This window comes from Agromyces sp. NPDC052230, from assembly GCF_040679595.1.
Taxonomy (GTDB): domain Bacteria; phylum Actinomycetota; class Actinomycetes; order Actinomycetales; family Microbacteriaceae; genus Agromyces.
This window is the reverse complement of the sequence record NZ_JBFAVC010000001.1, coordinates 831,984-848,452: the sequence shown is the minus strand read 5'-3', so window position 1 is coordinate 848,452 and position 16,469 is coordinate 831,984. Positions and strand designations below refer to the sequence as shown.

The following is a 16,469-nucleotide window of genomic DNA, read 5'->3' as shown; positions in this document are numbered from 1 at the left end:
ACGTCCCTGTGCCCGGTCGCCGTATACCTGAGGTGTGCTCAGTCTTGCGCGCATCGCGCAGCGTCTCAAGTGCCCAGCTCGAGGGGGTCGGCGGATGCCACGGCCGCGCGCCCGCGGCATCCGCTCAGCCGGGCAGCACACCCAATCCGTCGACTGCTGGAATGGCCGCCAGGAGTCGCCGTGTGTAAGGGTCTTCGGGGGCGATCCAGACGCGCTCGACGGGACCACGCTCCACGATGCGACCAGCGCTCATGACCGCAACATCGTCGGCGATGACGCGTACGACCGAGAGATCGTGGCTGATGAAGAGCAGGGCCGCCCCTGTCTCGACGGCGAGATTGCGCATGAGGATCGCGATGCGTGCCTGCAGCGAGGCATCGAGCGACGCGATCGGCTCGTCACCGATGAGCAGCTCGGGACCCGCGGCGATCGCGCGGGCGATCGCGACACGTTGGCGCTGGCCCCCCGAGAACTGATGAGGGAATCTGGTTCTGCTCGTCGCCTCGAGCTCGACATGCTCGAGCAGGTCGCCGACCGTCCAGGCGTCGCGTTGGGGATTCACCCGCAGCCCGTCCTCGATCTGACTGCCGATCGTACGTCGGGGATTCAACGAGGCGAAGGGATTCTGGAACACCATCTGGATTCGCATCAGCGCCGGGTCACGCCGTCGGAGACCGAGCGAAACGACCGGTCTGCCGTTGAATGAGATCGACCCGCCTGAGATCGGCACGAGCCCGCACACAGCGCGAGCGAGCGTCGATTTGCCGCACCCCGACTCGCCGACGAGCCCGAGCACCTGACGCGGCTCGAGATCGAAGCTCACCCCGTCGACCGCGTTGAGCTGCCCCCGCCCCGGCAGCCTGTACGTGACCCGCAGGTCGTCGAGTCCCAGCAGGGTCATGAGGCTGCCTCGATTCCGTTGGAACCGCCGGCCAGAGCGCCGGCGTGCGAGCCCACCTCGGGGAGCGCGTCGATGAGCGACCTGGTGTACGGATGCCGTGGCGCCGTGATGACCTGGTACCGATCTCCGTGCTCCACGATCTCGCCGTGCCGCATGACCGCGATCGTGTCAGCGAGCGCCGACATCACCCCGAGGTCGTGGGTGACCAGCACGATGGCGATGCCGAGCTCGTCGCAGAGTCGACGCAGGAGGCGCAGGATCCCCGCCTGCACCGTGACATCGAGTGCCGTGGTCGGTTCGTCGGCGATGAGCACCGATGGTTCGCACATGAGCGCGGACGCGATGGCGATCCGTTGCAGCTGCCCTCCCGAGAACTGGTGCGGGTACTTGCTGAGCGCGGCCACCGGATGAGGTACCGCGACGAGTCCGAGCATCTCGAGGGCGCGGGCTCGTGCGGCGGTCTTCGAAGCACCCGTGTGATGACGGTAGTGATCGACGAGCTGGGCCTCGATGTCGAGCATGGGGTGCAGGCTCGCGATCGGATCCTGGAAGATCATGGCGATCTTCGCCCCGCGATACGCGTTCATCGCTCGTTGCTTCAGGCCGATGAGCTCATTCCCCTCGAACCGGATGCTGCCGCCGAGGTGCGACCCTGCCGGCAGCAGCCCGCATACGGCGAGGCCGGTCATCGTCTTCCCCGAGCCGGATTCACCGGCGAGCCCGGTGATGCGCCCGGCCGGCACCTCGAGATCGATGCCTCGGAGGATCTCCCGACGAGCATCTCCCCGCCCGAAGGCGAGCGTGAGATCCGAGATGACGACCCCGCCGGGCGTGTCGGCGCTCATAGGGTCCTCCCCTGCACGGCTTCCTGCGACCGTGGATCGAGCGCGTCACGGAGCGCATCTCCGAGGAAGTTGAATGCGAGCACCACGCTCAGGATGGCGAGGCCGGGGAACGCGGCGATCCACCACGACGAGAAGTTCTGCACGCCATCGGCGACCATCGCGCCCCAGTCCGGTGTCGGCGGAACGGCACCGAGGCCGAGGAACGACAGTCCCGAGAGGAGCAGGATCGCGGTGCCGACATCGAGGGTGGCGAGCACGATCACCGGTGACACCACGTTCGGCAGGATGTCCTTGCCGAGCGACGTGAACGGTCCGTTCCCGAGGAGCCGGCCGGCGATCACGTATTCCGCGTTGCGGGCTCCGAGCACGAGTGACCTGGTGACGCGAGCGTATGCGGGCCACGACACGATCAGCATGGCGATGACGGCATTGGTCAGGCTTGGGCCGAGCGCCGCCGCGATGACCATCGCGAGGATGATCGTCGGGAACGCGAACACGAGGTCGGCGATACGCATGATCGTCTCGTCGAGCGCCTTGCCGAAGTACCCGGCGATGGCGCCGAGCAGTGAGCCGATGAGCATCGCGAACACGACGAGCATGAGGGCGAGCGGAGGCGAGATCTGCGCCCCGGAGATCACCCGGGAGAGAACGTCCCGCCCGACTTGGTCGGTACCGAACCAGTGCTCGGCGCTGGGTGGCAGCAACCGTTCGAAGTCCTGGGCGAGCGGGTCGTACGGGCGGATCCATCCCGCGAAGACGGCGATGAGCAGCCAGAGCGCAACGATGACCACGCCCGTGACGGCGAGCGGCGACCGCAGTTGCGCGGGCAGGCGCAGGCGACCCCTGCGGCGGGTCTGGACCGCGAGGATGTCGCTCACGCCACCCTCACTCTCGGGTCGATGACGCCGTACAGCACGTCCACGAGGAAGTTCAGCCCGATGTAGACGGCCCCGACGATCAGGCCGACGCCCATGATCGCAGGCAGATCGAGCTTCGTGGCCCCCGCGTAGGCGTACTCGCCCAACCCGTGCCACGAGTAGACCTTCTCGACGAGCACCGTGCCCGACAGCAGCGACCCGAACGCCACGCCGAGCACCGTGATGATGGGTACCAGCGCCCCACGGAGGACGTACCGGGTGACCACGACGCGTCCGGGCAGCCCCTTTGCGCGCGCCGCCCGCACGTAGTCGAGGTCGAGCACTTCGAGGATTGCGGACCGTGCGAACCGGGTCAGGAGGCCGATCGTGTAGAGCGCGAGCACCGCCGCCGGCAGGACGAGATGTGCGACGGCGTCGCTGAATGTGGCCCACTGCCCCGCGAGCAGCGAGTCGACCGTGTACATGCCGGTCACCCGAGGCGGGGGGATGATCGCCGGCGAGAGCCGACCGGATCCCGGAAACCAGTGCAGCTGCGAGAAGAACACGAAGTAGACGACGAGCGCGAGCCAGAACGACGGTACGGAGATGCCGATGAGACTCACGACTCGGATCATCTGGTCGGTGATAGTGCGACGACGCAGTGCCGCCCACGTGCCCAGGCCGACGCCGATGACGATCGAGATGAGGATCGCGGTGATCGCGAGCTCGGCCGTGGCCGGGAAAGCCTTGCCGAGGTCCTGGGCGACCGGCGCGCGCGTCTGCTGCGAAACGCCGAGATCACCCTGCAGGACATTGCCGAGGTAGGTCAGATACCGCACGGGCAACGGCTGGTCGAGTCCGGCGTTCTCGCGGAACTGCTGCACGATCTCGGGATCGGCTGCGGCCTGCTCCCCGAGAGCGGCCTGCACAGGGTCGGCGGGCACAAGATTCGTGAGCGTGAAGGTGACGAGCGTCACTCCGAACAGCAGGAGCACGGTGAGCGCGGCGCGGATGCCCAGGTAGCGCGCGAGCGGGTGGATGCCCGCTCGCGCGCCCTGCTCTCGGGGAGCGACGTTACTTGATTCCGGCAAGGTCGACGGTCCAGGTCGGGTTGAGCGGCACCTCGGTGATCGTGGTCGCGGTGACCACGTTCTGCGCCGGCTGCAGCAGCGGGATGAACGGCCCCGTCGCGTTCTGCGCCGTCTGGAGCTCCTCGTACGCGGCGGCGCGGGCCTCGGGATTCGCGGCGGCGACAGCCGATGCCGCGAGCTCGGTCACCGTCGGGTCGGCGTCGGTCGCCCAGCCCGCGCGCAGGCCGACGAGCTCGCCTGGGGTGAAGGCGAGGTAGTTCGACGGGTCCGGGAAGTCGGGGCCCCAGTACCAGAGGCCGACGGTCTCCTTGCCGTTGCGATAGGCGTCGAGCTCCGTGGCGACGGGCGCCGGTGCAAGGGTGATGGTGATGCCGACCGACTTCAACTGAGCCTGGATCGACTCCGCCACGCTCTGCAGCGACAGCCCCTGGACGGTGATGTCGTTGGGGAAGTTGAGCATGACCTCTTCGCCTCCGTAGCCCGACTCGGCCAGCGCCGCCTTGGCGGCGTCCGCGTCGTATTGGTTGCCGTCGGCGGCGTCGAGCGCTCCGTTGAAGATTGAGGGGATGAACCCGCCCGGCCGCACCGAACCCTCGCCGGCAAGGTCGATGATCTTGTCGTAGTCGATGCCGAGCTTGACCGCCTCGAGGAACTTCGGGTTGCTCGTGACCGCGCTGATCGCCGGGTCCTGGTTGAGGAACAGGAAGATCATGTACCGCGAGGGATTCGCGATGATCGAGACCTTCGACGTGTCGATCTCGGCGACCTGGTCGGGGTTGAGGTCGAGGGCCACCTGGGAGTCGCCCGCCTCGACGTTCAGCTTCTGCGTCGGTCCCTGCACGTTGCGCAGCACGACGCGCTCGTACGCGGGCGTCTCGCCGCTGTATTCGGGGTTGGCCGTGAAGACCACCTGCGATGCGGCGTCGAAGGACTCCAGGACGTACGGGCCGGAGCCCGCCGACGTCGAGTTCAGGAACGACTCGGCCGCGTCATCGGGCGTGGTGGTGCCGCCGTGCTCCTCGACGACGTCCTGGTTGACCACGCTCAGCGCCGGATTCGGGAGGATGAACGGCAGCGCGGGGTTCGGCGTCTCGCTGGTCAGCGTGAGCGTCGTGTCGGAGGTCTTCTCCACGGTGACCCCGTCGAGCAGGAACGAGGGGTTGCCCTTCACGCCCTGTACGCGCTGCAACGAGAACACGGCGTCGTCGACGGTGACCTCGGAACCGTCGGAGAAGGTGCGCCCCTCCTTCATGGTGAGGGTCAGCACCGTGTTGTCGGCGTTCATCTCGTAGCTCGCGAGCCCGTCGACCGGCTGGGTGACGTCTCCACCGTCGAAGGTGAGGAGCGTCTCGTAGAGCGCCTTCGCGACGATCGAACCGGTCGTCTCGTATTCGCGGTTCGGGTCGGCGGTCTTGAGGTCGAACGATGCATCGACCACGAGCGAACCTCCCGAAGCGGACCCGGGCGAGGCGGAAGCGGAGCAGGCGCTGAAGGCGAGCGCGGCGGCGAGGGCGAGGCCGACGGCCCCGGCGCCGCGGCCGGCGATGCGGCGGAACGATCGTGACAAGGTGGTGCTCCTTCTCAGGCTGGAGGGATGAGTGAGAAAGTAGCGGCGGGGAGGTCATTCGTCAAACAACGAGCGGGTAACGAAGTGGAAATGTCTCGATCTCTGCATGAGAATCGCATATTCTCTTCACATCACGGTCACACGGGCGTCCGGCACTGGACAGATGGAGCATCTGATGCAACTCGATGACACGCACATCCGGATGCTCGAGCTGCTGCGCGATGACGGCCGCACCTCGGTCGCAGCACTCGCCGAGCGGCTCGGCATCTCGCGCTCCAATGCCTACACCCGGTACGAGGCGTTGGCGCGGGCGGGCGTCATCAAGGGGGTCCATGCCGAGATCGATCCCGCGGCCGTCGGGCTCGGGGTCGCGGCGATGGTCTTCATCACCCTGCGCCAGAGCCAGTGGGCCGATTTCCGTGCCCGACTGTCGACGGTGCAGGAACTCGAGTACTTCGCCGTGACGACCGGGGAGCATGACGCCATGCTGCTCGTGCGCGCGCCCGATGTCGCCGCGATCCACGAGCTGGTGGCGACGCAGTTGGCGCAGTGGCCGTCCATCAAGGCCACCACGACGGTCTTCCTCATGGACGAGGAACGAGCCCAGGTCTCGCTCCGGATGACGCGGTCGCCGCATTCCTCGGTCGAGGACTCCGGCGAACGGTTCGGCATGACGCGATTCGTGCGCACGAGCGACGAGCGCGCACAGCGAGTGCCCGACCGACGCCGGCGTTGAGCGGCGCACTCCTCAGGCCGGCGCGACGACCTCACGGCAGACGCTCGTGTGCAGCACGCCATCGGGCCCCAGGAACTCCTCCATGAGGAGAAGCGCGCCGTTCTCGTCGCGAGTGATGATCGACGACGCGTTCCCACTGGTGGCGTCCCCGTCGCCGTGACCACGATGGACGAACGAGATGTCGATGCGCCCCCGCCGGCGCACGCCGCAGAAGCGTCCCACCGCGACCGTGTCGCCCACGTACTCACCCCACAGCACTCCGCCTTCCTCGTGGTAGACGAAGCGGGTCGGCGCGTCAGCATCGACGATGCTCGCCGTCGAGGAGACCATGTCGAACACCCGCCGATCGAGGTCGACGTCGAGGGCCTGCGGGGTGATCTGATGGTCCGATCCGGTCATGACCACATTCTGGGAAGCGGCCGGAACGGGTGTCAAACTGCATACGTTCCGTCCGGAATCGCAACTGCATCGACGAGAGGTTTGGGATGAATGCCCGAAATTCGCGTCGTGTGAATGACATTCTGCCTTTCCGCACAATTCCAACTTGACGGACATTCGAAGTCGGTGCCTTACTGGGGGCCATGCGTCCAGACCCGCTGACCTTCCGTGATCCGCGCACCCAGCCGCTTCCCGCCACCGAAGTGTTCCGCGAATACATGGCGAGCGCGTGGGGGCCACTCGACCGTCGAACCGACGTCGCCGCCGGCGCCGGCGCCGCGGCACGAGCGCATCGTGCGAAGCTCGGCGAGCAGTTTCCGGGTCGCGCGATCGTCGTAGCCTCCGGTCGGTCCCTCGTGCGCTCGAACGACACCGAGTACCCCTTCCGCGCCGACAGCGACTTCGTGTGGTTGACGTCCTGCCAGGCCGAGGGTGCCGTCCTCGTCATGACGCCCGTCGGGACGGGCCACGAAGCCACCCTCTTCCTCCCCGAGCCCGTCGCGGCAGGCTCGGACGACGCGTTCTATACGGACCCGCTGCGGGGTGAACTCTGGATCGGACCGGCGCCGGCACCTGCCGACTGGTCGAGCGCACTCGACATCGAAGTCATGCCGGTTCACGCCCTCGAGGACGCGCTCGACGCCCTGCCCGCCGGCACCCTCGCGGCCGGAACGTCCGAACCCCGCCTCGCCGACCGCTTCGCGAGATCTGTGGACCTGGCCATCGCGCTCTCGGCGGCCAAGCTCGTGAAGGACGAGTGGGAGATCGAGCAGCTTCGGTCCGCCGTCGACGCCACGGTGGCGGGTTTCCACGCCGTGACCGACGAGTTCGCCGCCGCGATCGAGTTCGGCGGCGAACGGTGGCTGCAGGCGACCTTCGAGCGGCACGCCCGGACGTTCGGGAACGGTGTCGGCTACTCGGTGGTCGTCGGCAGCGGCCCGCACGCTCCCACGTTGCACTGGACCCGGTGCGACGGCCCCGTGCGGCCCGGAGAGCTCGTGCTCATCGACGCTGGCGTCGAGGCGCGCACGCTCTACACCGCCGACGTCACGCGCACGCTCCCCGTCGACGGAACCTTCACGCCGGCGCAGCGGACCGTGCACGACCTGGTGGAGCGCGCCCACCGAGCGGCGATGGCACAGGTCGGGCCGGGGAGGTCCTTCCTCGACATGCGCACCACCGCGTACGAGTCGATCGCCACCGCGCTGCACGAGCTCGGCATCCTCACCGTCTCCGTCGACGAGGCGATGTCGCCCGGCGGGCAGCAGCATCGCCGGTACCTGCCGAGCGGCACCGGCCATCACCTGGGGCTGGACGTGCATGACTGCGCGAGGGTGGGCGATGAACGCTACCTCGCCGAACCGCTCGCTCCCGGCGCCGTGCTCACTGTGGAGCCCGGGCTCTACTTCCAGGCGAACGACCTCACGGTGCCGCCCGAGTTGCGGGGCATCGGCGTCCGCATCGAGGACGACCTCCTCGTGACGCCGACGGGACACGAGGTGCTCTCCGCCGCACTCCCGATCGATGCCGCCGGCATCGAGGCGTGGCTGCGACGATGACGCGCCCCGCTCAGTGCACGTACTCCAGCAGGTCGAGCCCCACCTGGCGCATGCCGTCGAGCACGGCCAGGCGCGACGAGAGCATGGTGTCGGCGAAGTACATCGACACGGCGTAGGCGACGCCCGCACGCGGGCCGCGAAGCACGCCGACCTCGCTGCGCACCCCGCCGTCGGTGCCGGTCTTGTTCATGAGCAGCACGTTGTGGTCGGGCATCCGGTGCGCGAGCGGATCGAGGCCGAACGCACTCGCGACGAGCGACAGGTCGGCGTTGAGCGAGAGCCAGCCGACGACCCGCTGCGACACCTCGGGGCTCACGATCTCACCGCGGGCGAGGGACGCGAACAGCCACGTCAGTTCCTTCGCCGAGCCGATCGACAGCTGCGGGGCATCGTCAGGTCCGCGGTGATCGCGCACGAGGTCGAGGAGGGCCGTGCGGGTGAGCCCGAGCGCCTCCGTGCGGGAGCGCACGGCCTCGAGTCCGACGTGGCGGATGAGCACGTTCGTGGCGAGGTTGTCACTCGTGGCGCCGATGAGGGCGGCGAGGTCGGCGATGGGCAGCGACGGTGACTGCAGGTGCTGCCAGATGCCGGAGTCGCCGACCGCGTCGCTCGGCGCGCGATCGAGCACCGTGAACGTCTCGGGCGTGGTGCCCGAGAGCCGTGTGGCCACCTCGACGAGCAGCAGCACCTTGCCGATGGACGCCGTGGGCATCACCACGTGGTCGTCGACCGAGAACAGCACCTTGCCGGTGGCGAGGTCGGTGGCCCGGGCCGACACCTGCACGCCGGCGAGCGCGAGCTCGCCCAGGATGTTGAACCCGCGCGCGAAACTCTCGTTCTGCTCGTCGGTGCGATGGCGTCCGAGCCGTACGGAGGCGTGCCGCGCCCGTCGCTCGGATTCCTGCGACGACGTCACCACGGTGATTGCACGATCTTCCTCGGACGGTCGGCGCTCCCCCACCGCGGTCTGCGGCGCGCACGAAACTTACGGACTGGACGGTTGCGGCGGGTGGGCTGCCAGATCGTCGCCCGCTCGGCCGGATCGAACCGACGGGCGTCATCGGGAGTCACTCCGAAGCCAGTGTAGAACGCCCCGATGCTCCTCCGAACGCACCCGCCGAGCGTGGCGGGGGTTAACCCCCGCGGGAGTGGGCGGCTCCCCTGCTCCCGCGCTTCGCCAGCGGTTCCTAGCGTGAGTGCTATCCCATCGGATGCCGCTTCGGCGGCCTTGAGCAGGAAGCCATCATGACGACAACCGCACCCCCGAACTCCTCCCGCACCGGCCGAAACGTGGCGTTGATCGTCGCCGGGGTGGTCATCGCCGCACTGATCGTCTGGCTCGTCGTGGGCGCCGTTCGCGCGGCGACCCGGCCGGATGCCTCGGGCACCTGGGAGATCGACGAATCCTTCGACTCGGTCGTGCTCGACAGCGACCTCGCCGACGTGGACATCACCTACCGGGACCTCGACCGCAGCGAGCTCACGCTCCGTCAGGGCGACTCCCGGGCGCGCCTCCACCTCGACCACGAGGTGCGCGGCGACACCCTGCACATCTCGCTGCGACACGTGCGCGAGGTCGGCTTGCCGCAGTGGTGGCCGTGGCTCGGCCCCCGCAGCCCGCGCCTCGAACTCGTACTGCCCGCCTCGCTCGAGGGCGACGTGGCGTTCGCGGTGAGCACCGACGTCGGCGACATCCGGGCGACCGGCGAGTTCGGCGGCGTGACCGCCCGGAGCGACGTCGGCGACATCGAGCTGCACGGCGCCGCGGCATCCGTCGACGTGCGCACCACCGCCGGCGACATCGACGTGACGCGCTTCAGCACGGCCGGAGCGATGACCGCGGAGTCCGCCATCGGCGACATCACGCTCGAACTCGATGCGCTGCCTGACGGCATCGACGTCGACACCGACACCGGCGAGGTGACCGTGAAGCTCCCCGACGGCCGGTACGCCGTGAGCGCGGACACGACGATCGGCGACCTCGAGCTCGAGGTGCCGAACGACCCGTCGGCGGCCCGCCACTACGACTTCACCTCGGGCGTCGGCGACATCTCGGTCACGAACTGATCCGGGGCCCGGCGCACGGCGACACGGCCCAGACCCAGCCCACCGGCCCGGCGCCTACCAGATGGTGACGCGCTGGGCCGGGTCGAGCCAGAGGGCATCGCGCTCGGTGACGTCGAAGGCGTCGTAGAACTCCTCGATGTTGCGCACGATCTGGTTGCAGCGGAACTCGTTCGGCGAGTGCGGGTCGATGGCGAGGAGTCGGATGACCTCCTCGTCGCGGCCCTTCATCTGCCACGCCTGCGCCCAGGACAGGAAGAACCGCTGCGCACCGGTCAGGCCGTCGATCACGGGCGGCTTGACCTTCCCGAGCGAGAGTCGGTAGGCCTTCCAGGCGATCGCGAGCCCGCCGAGGTCGCCGATGTTCTCACCGATCGTCAGCGCGCCGTTCACGTGGTGGTCGGGCACCTGGTCGGGCGCGAGCGCGTCGTACTGATCGATGAGCGCCTTGGTGCGCTCCTCGAACGCCGACCGGTCGGACTCGCTCCACCAGTCGATGAGCCGTCCGTCGCCGTCGTACTTGGAGCCCTGGTCGTCGAATCCGTGCCCGATCTCGTGGCCGATGACGGCGCCGATCGCGCCGTAGTTCGCTGCGGCATCCCGCGTGGCGTCGAAGAACGGATACTGCAGGATCGCAGCCGGGAAGACGATCTCGTTGAATCCCGGGTTGTAATAGGCGTTGATCGTCTGCGGCGTCATGAACCACTCGTCGCGGTCGATGGGCTTGCCGATCTTGCCGAGTTCGCGGTTGAACTCGTACTCGGCGGTGGCGCGTACGTTGCCGATGAGGTCGGATGCGTCGATCTCGAGCGCGGAGTAGTCGCGCCACTTCACGGGGTAGCCGATCTTCGGGGTGAACTTCTCGAGCTTCTCGAGGGCCTTCGCCCTGGTTCCGTCGCCCATCCATTCGAGCGCGGAGATCGACTGCCGGTACGCCTCGACGAGGTTCGCGACGAGGTCGTCCATGGCGGCCTTCGCGGCCGGCGGGAAGTGGCGCTCCACGTAGATGTGCCCGACGGCCTCACCCATGGCGCCCTCGACGAGTGAGACGCCGCGCTTCCAACGCTCGCGCAGCTGCGGTGTGCCGCTGAGGGTGCGCCCGTAGAAGTCGAAGTTCGCCTCGACGAAGTCGTTCGAGAGGTAGGCCGCGCTCGAGCGGATCACCTGCCAGGCGAGCCAGTCCTTCCAAGCCGGCAGCCGCTCCTCGGTGAGGAGCGCACCGAGCCCTTCGACGAAGGAGGGCTCGCGCAGCACGAGCTCGTCGAAGGCACCCGCGGGCACGCCCATCGAGTCGCGCCACACCTGCAGGTCGACGCGTCGACCGGGCTCGGCGGAACCGGATGCGGCGGCCGCGGCATCCGCCCACTGATACAGGTTGTACGTCTTGTGGCTGTCGCGCGTGTCGACGTTGTTCCAGTGCACCTTGGCGAGGTCGGTCTCGAGCTCGTACACGCGAGCGGCACGGCCGGCCGCGTCGTCGAGCTGGGCGAGCCCGAGCATGCGCTCGAGGTGCGACCGGTACGCCTCGCGCACGCTCTCGAAGCGCTCCTCGCGGAAGTAGCTCTCGTCGGGCAGGCCGATACCGCCCTGCTCGACGAACACGAGGTAGCGCTCGGGGTCACCGGGGTCGTTGTCGACGTAGAGCTGGACGAAGCCGGAGACGCCCTGGCGCTCGAGCCGGCCCAGGGTGCCGAGGAAGTTCTCGACGGAGCCGATGAGCGCCACGTCGACGAGTTGTCCGGCGATCGGCGTCGCACCGAGGAGGTTCACGTGCTGCTCGTCCATGAAGCTCGCGTAGAGGTCGCCGACCTTGCGCGCCTCTGTGCCAGACTCGGCCTGCTGGGCCTCCTCGATGATCTCGCGCACGGCCTGCTCGGCCTCCTCGTGCAGCACGAGGAACGAGCCGTAGCGGGCCTTGTCGGCGGGGATCTCGGTGCGTTCGATCCACTTGCCGTTGACGTGCCGGAAGAGGTCGTCCTGCGGACGCACCCCCTCGTCGAGTTCATCCACCGCGATGCCTGAGGGAAGCTTCGTCATCCCCACAGCCTACGGGGGAGGTGCCTCACGACGGACGCCGCGGCTGCGCGTCTCTCGGCGCACTCGCAGGGTGGCTTCCTCGCCCCATCGGCGACGAAGTGGTTGGATGGGCGTGACATGAACACCCTGCTGAACGTCATCTGGTTCGTGCTCGCCGGCATCTGGCTGTGGATCGGCTACGTGGTGGCGGGGCTCATCATGTGCGTGCTCATCGTCACGATCCCCTGGGGGCTCGCCGCGTTCCGCATCGCGAACTACGCCGTGTGGCCGTTCGGTCGCGAGGTGATCTCGAAGCCGACCTCGGGCGCCTGGTCGTTCATCGGCAACGTGATCTGGGTGATCTTCGCCGGCTGGTGGCTCGCGCTCGAGCACCTCCTCACGGGCGTGCTGATGTGCCTCACGATCATCGGCATTCCGCTCGGCATCGCGAACTTCAAACTCATCCCCGTCTCGCTCGCGCCGCTCGGCAAGGAGATCATCGAGAAGCACTGAGCGGATGCCGCAGCCGCACGCCGTCGCCGGTCGCGCATAGGCTCGTGACGTCATGAGCACCACCGACTCTCGTCGCGCCGTCGACCGCGACATCCTGCGCCTCGCCGTGCCCGCCCTGGGCGCGCTCGTCGCCGAACCGCTGTTCCTGCTCGCCGACACCGCCATGGTCGGCCACCTCGGGGCGACGCCGCTCGCGGGACTCGGCCTCGCGAGCGCGATCCTGCAGACGATCATCGGGCTCATGGTGTTCCTCGCCTACGCCACGACCCCCGCCGTGGCGCGCCGCCTCGGCACGGGCGACGAACGCGGTGCCGTGGCATCCGGGATCGACGGGGTCTGGCTCGCGCTCGGACTCGGCGCCGTGCTCGCTGCCGCCGGATGGTTCGCCGCCCCCGCGCTGGTGGGGGCGTTCGGCGCGGCCGACGAGGTCGCGGCCGCGGCATCCGTGTATCTCGCGATCTCCATGGCGGGGCTTCCCGCCATGCTGGTGGTGTTCGCCGCGACCGGACTCCTGCGCGGGCTGCAGGACACGCGCACTCCGCTCTGGGTGGCGGGCATCGGGTTCGCGGCGAACATCGCGCTCAACTACGTGTTCATCTACGTCCTGGGCTGGGGCATCGCCGGGTCGGCGATCGGCACGGTCGTCGCGCAGTGGGGCATGGTCGCCGTCTACGTGGTGGTCATCGCCCGCCATGCCGCTCGGGTGGGTGCGAGCCCGTGGCCGCATCACGCCGGCGTGCTGCGCGGCGCCGCCTCGGGCGGGTGGCTGCTGCTTCGCACCGTGAGCCTTCGGGCGGCCCTGCTGCTCGCCACGTGGGCGGCGACCTCGCTCGGCTCCAACGCGCTCGCGGCGTTCCAGGTGGCGATGACGCTGTACTTCACCATCGGGTTCGCACTCGACGCACTCGCGATCGCCGCGCAGGCGCTCATCGGACTGGGACTCGGCGCCGGCGACGTGGCCTCGGTGCGGGCCGTGCTGCGCCGGTGCCTGCAGTGGGGCGCCGCAAGCGGTGCCGCGCTCGGTGCCCTCGTGATCGCCTCGGCCTGGGTGCTGCCCGCGGTGTTCACGAGTTCCGCCGACGTGGCTGCCCTCCTGCCGATGACGCTCGTCGTGCTCGGGATCTCGGCGCCGCTGGGGGGCGTCGTGTTCGTCCTCGACGGCGTGCTGATCGGCGCCGGCGACGCGCGATACCTCGCATGGACGGGGCTCGTGAACCTCGCGGTGTTCGTGCCGCTGGCACTCTGGATCGTCGCGATCGCACCGGCCGGCGCCGCCGGACCGGCGTGGCTCATGGCCGCGTTCGCGATCGGCTACCTCGCGGCACGGGCGGCGACGCTGTCGTGGCGGGCGCGCGGCACGGCATGGATGGTAACCGGCGCGCGGGCCTGAGCTTCACGCAAGCGCCCGGGCATCGGGTTCGGCTTCGGCCCTCGCCGGCTCAACCCTTCGCGAGCCACTCGCGGGCGGCCGCGACGAGTGCCGTGACGCCGACCGAAAGGGTGGGCTCGATGACGGGGGCGAAATGCGGCGAGTGGTTCGAGGGGACATCCTCGGGCATGCGCCCTGACCGCATGGCGTCGCCGAACAGCGCCGGATCCAGGCCGCCGAGCAGCCAGTAGCACAGCGGGGCCTCCGAAGAGGTCGCGAGCACGCCCACGTCTTCGCTCGCCGAGACGAGACCCGGGTCGATCACGCGTTCCGCGCCGAGGACCGCACGCAGCGCGCCCGCCGTGCGCTCGGTCGCGGCGGGGTCGTTGACGGTCACCGGGAACCGCTCGGCGAACACGATCTCGGGGTCCCTCGGGGCGCCGGATGCCGCGGCCTCGGCCCTCACGATCCGCTCGATCGATGCCAGCACCTTCTCGCGCACGGCCTCGTCGAAGGAGCGCACGCTGAGTCCGAGCATCGCCTCCGACGGGATGATGTTGTGCTTCGTTCCCGCGTGCAACTGCCCGACCGTGACGACCGCGGCATCCGTCGACGCGACCTCGCGCGCGACGATGCCCTGCAGGCGCACGGTGGTCGACGCCGCGAGGTAGACCGGGTCGACGGTGGTCTCGGGTCGCGAGCCATGGCCGCCGGCGCCGTGGATACGGACCGTGAGCGAGTCGGCGCCGGCGAAGAACGGACCCGCATGCACTCCGGCGAACCCGGCCGGGAACGGCGCGACGTGCTGGCCGAGCACGACGTCGGGCCGCGGCATCCGCTCGAAGAGGCCGTCGGCGATCATCGCCTCGGCTCCGCCGCCCCATTCCTCGGCGGGCTGGAAGACCACGGCGAGGGTGCCGGCCCAACTGCTGCGGTCGGCCGCGAGTCGCTCCGCCGCGCCGAGCAGGCAGGTGACGTGCACGTCGTGGCCGCACGCGTGCATGACCGGAACGTCGTTGCCCTCTGGGTCGGTACCGCGTGCGGTGCTCGCGTAGGGCAGTCCCGTCGCCTCCTCGACGGGAAGCGCGTCCATGTCGGCGCGGAGCAGCACGGTGGGCCCGTCGCCGTTGTGGAGGAGTCCGAGGACGCCGGTCCTGGCGACGTGGGTCGTCACGTCGTAGCCGAAGGAGCGAAGCTGATCGGCGACGATTGCCGAGGTTCGATGCTCCTGGAACGAGAGCTCGGGGTTCGCGTGCAGGTCGCGGTAGATCGCTTCGAGGTCGATGCTCATGGCGTCAGCCTAGGAGCGGGGTCGTTGGCGCGGCCATCAGCGCCGTGAATCAGCTCCGGGCAGCGGCGGAGCGCGGAGGGGCGGTCGTGTCGCCGACATGCAGCGTGCTCGTGAAGCACCTGGAGTCGGGTGACTCGCCCCGGAGGAGACTGACGACCGCCTCGCCCGCCGCGTGCCCCTTGGCGACCGACGGCTGAACGAGCGTGGTGAGGTCGTGCAGCAGCCCGTCGACGCGGATGCCGTCGAACCCGAGCACGCTGAGATCGCCCGGAACCGACATGCCGAGCTCCTCGGCGGCGAGCACGACGCCCGCGGCGAGCAGGTCGCTCTGCGCGATGATCGCCGTCGGCCGCTGTGCCTCGTCGGCGAGCAGCACCTTCGCAGCCTCGCGTCCCTCCTCGATGGAGCTCGTCGCGGCGACGCGACCGGTGATCTCGGGGAAGACGTCACGAGCGCCGCGCAGCCGCTCGCTCGCGGTGTCGACCGTGCTGCCGCGCTCGACATCGGGCGTGAGGGGGCCGCGCGTTCGGGCCGGATCGAACGGGAGCGTGACGATCGCGACATCCGCGTGGCCCAGCTCGCGCAGGTACTCGGCGCCGCGGCGCGTGGCCTCGCGGTTGTCGATGGAGATCTCGGGGATGTCCTCGCCCACGGCGCCTTCGATCGCGACGGCGGGGATGCCCCGGCGTCGCAGCACCTCGACGGAACGGCCGACCCGGGGGCTGCAGCCGATGAGCACCACCGCGTCGACTGGCGCGCTCTCGATGCCGACCGCGTTGCCGCCCTCCTCGCCGAGGTCGGTGAGCAGCAGCAGGCCCGCGCCGAGCGGCGCGATGCCCTCGGTGATGCCGTCGAGCATCTGGATGTTCACGGGGTCGAGGAACGCGGCGCGCAGCCGTTCGGCGAGCACCACGCCGACGATGCCCGAGCGTCCCTGCCGCAGCGAGCGGGCACGCGGGTCGGGGCCGCCGTAGCCGAGCTCGGATGCCGCGGCGAGGACGCGTTCCTTCGTGGCATCCGACACCGGACCCGAGCCGCTGAAGGCGAGCGACGCGGTCGACGCGGAGACGCCGGCCTTCGCCGCGACGTCGGCGAGGGTCGGGCGCGTGATGGCGCCGGTCGTGGTTGCGGGTTCGCGGGTCACGTCTACGATTCTACGGTCGAATCGATTCGAGCCGCCCGCTTCGCGCTCCTTTCTGCGGATATACGATCCGACGCGCCC

General features: G+C 69.4%; 15 protein-coding genes. 5 read left to right on the top strand and 10 right to left on the bottom strand.

What is annotated here, in order from left to right; genetic code table 11:
• Nucleotides 1–124: 124 nt before the first annotated feature.
• From AB0K73_RS04190 to AB0K73_RS04170, 5 genes are read right to left on the bottom strand one after another with little or no spacing between them, the layout of a single operon-like run.
• Nucleotides 125–901, bottom strand: coding sequence for an ABC transporter ATP-binding protein (locus AB0K73_RS04190; protein WP_360510454.1), 777 nt, complete (start codon nt 899–901; stop codon nt 125–127).
• Nucleotides 898–1,746 (bottom strand): ABC transporter ATP-binding protein, encoded by an 849-nt coding sequence (locus AB0K73_RS04185; RefSeq protein WP_360510455.1) that lies wholly within the window; start codon nt 1,744–1,746, stop codon nt 898–900. Before AB0K73_RS04185 ends, AB0K73_RS04190 begins: the two co-directional genes overlap by 4 nt.
• Nucleotides 1,743–2,624: an ABC transporter permease gene (locus tag AB0K73_RS04180; protein WP_360510456.1), complete on the bottom strand. Its 882-nt coding sequence runs from the start codon at nt 2,622–2,624 to the stop codon at nt 1,743–1,745. Before AB0K73_RS04180 ends, AB0K73_RS04185 begins: the two co-directional genes overlap by 4 nt.
• Entirely contained in the window at nt 2,621–3,694 is a 1,074-nt protein-coding gene (locus AB0K73_RS04175; RefSeq protein WP_360510457.1) for an ABC transporter permease, read from the bottom strand. The genes AB0K73_RS04180 and AB0K73_RS04175 overlap by 4 nt, the downstream gene beginning before the upstream one ends.
• Nucleotides 3,678–5,261 (bottom strand): ABC transporter substrate-binding protein, encoded by a 1,584-nt coding sequence (locus AB0K73_RS04170; RefSeq protein ID WP_360510458.1) that lies wholly within the window; start codon nt 5,259–5,261, stop codon nt 3,678–3,680. Before AB0K73_RS04170 ends, AB0K73_RS04175 begins: the two co-directional genes overlap by 17 nt.
• A 175-nt stretch (nt 5,262–5,436) precedes the next feature.
• Here AB0K73_RS04170 and AB0K73_RS04165 point away from each other — a divergent pair, with 175 nt between their 5' ends.
• Entirely contained in the window at nt 5,437–5,997 is a 561-nt protein-coding gene (locus AB0K73_RS04165) for an Lrp/AsnC family transcriptional regulator (RefSeq protein WP_360510459.1), read from the top strand.
• Between the two features lie 12 nt (nt 5,998–6,009).
• On the opposite strand, the gene AB0K73_RS04160 is transcribed toward AB0K73_RS04165, so the two are convergent.
• On the bottom strand, nt 6,010–6,396 hold the full coding sequence (locus tag AB0K73_RS04160; RefSeq protein ID WP_360510460.1) for a hypothetical protein: 387 nt from the start codon (nt 6,394–6,396) through the stop codon (nt 6,010–6,012).
• A 182-nt stretch (nt 6,397–6,578) separates the two neighbouring features.
• On the opposite strand from AB0K73_RS04160, the gene AB0K73_RS04155 reads away from it, so the two are divergent.
• Nucleotides 6,579–7,994, top strand: coding sequence for an aminopeptidase P family protein (locus AB0K73_RS04155; RefSeq protein ID WP_360510461.1), 1,416 nt, complete (start codon nt 6,579–6,581; stop codon nt 7,992–7,994).
• A 10-nt stretch (nt 7,995–8,004) separates the two neighbouring features.
• Here the strand turns inward: AB0K73_RS04155 and AB0K73_RS04150 are convergent, their stop codons facing one another.
• A complete protein-coding gene (locus AB0K73_RS04150) occupies nt 8,005–8,910 on the bottom strand; it encodes a serine hydrolase (RefSeq protein WP_360510462.1) in 906 nt (301 codons plus the stop codon).
• A gap of 329 nt (nt 8,911–9,239) precedes the next feature.
• On the opposite strand from AB0K73_RS04150, the gene AB0K73_RS04145 reads away from it, so the two are divergent.
• Nucleotides 9,240–10,061 (top strand): DUF4097 family beta strand repeat-containing protein, encoded by an 822-nt coding sequence (locus AB0K73_RS04145; protein ID WP_360510463.1) that lies wholly within the window; start codon nt 9,240–9,242, stop codon nt 10,059–10,061.
• Between the two features lie 54 nt (nt 10,062–10,115).
• Here AB0K73_RS04145 and AB0K73_RS04140 read toward each other — a convergent pair whose 3' ends face one another.
• Nucleotides 10,116–12,095 carry a M13-type metalloendopeptidase gene (locus tag AB0K73_RS04140; RefSeq protein ID WP_360510464.1) on the bottom strand — a complete coding sequence of 660 codons (1,980 nt, stop codon included), beginning with the start codon at nt 12,093–12,095 and terminating at the stop codon, nt 10,116–10,118.
• Between the two features lie 117 nt (nt 12,096–12,212).
• Between AB0K73_RS04140 and AB0K73_RS04135 the strand changes: the two genes are divergently transcribed.
• Together AB0K73_RS04135 and AB0K73_RS04130 are read left to right on the top strand one after the other, a co-directional pair.
• Nucleotides 12,213–12,587, top strand: coding sequence for a YccF domain-containing protein (locus AB0K73_RS04135; protein WP_360510465.1), 375 nt, complete (start codon nt 12,213–12,215; stop codon nt 12,585–12,587).
• 52 nt (nt 12,588–12,639) lie between these two features.
• Nucleotides 12,640–13,977, top strand: coding sequence for an MATE family efflux transporter (locus tag AB0K73_RS04130; RefSeq protein WP_360510466.1), 1,338 nt, complete (start codon nt 12,640–12,642; stop codon nt 13,975–13,977).
• A 49-nt stretch (nt 13,978–14,026) separates the two neighbouring features.
• Here the strand turns inward: AB0K73_RS04130 and AB0K73_RS04125 are convergent, their stop codons facing one another.
• Together AB0K73_RS04125 and AB0K73_RS04120 are read right to left on the bottom strand one after the other, a co-directional pair.
• On the bottom strand, nt 14,027–15,247 hold the full coding sequence (locus AB0K73_RS04125) for an amidohydrolase (RefSeq protein ID WP_360510467.1): 1,221 nt from the start codon (nt 15,245–15,247) through the stop codon (nt 14,027–14,029).
• 49 nt (nt 15,248–15,296) lie between these two features.
• Nucleotides 15,297–16,391, bottom strand: coding sequence for a LacI family DNA-binding transcriptional regulator (locus tag AB0K73_RS04120; RefSeq protein WP_360510468.1), 1,095 nt, complete (start codon nt 16,389–16,391; stop codon nt 15,297–15,299).
• Nucleotides 16,392–16,469 lie beyond the last annotated feature (78 nt).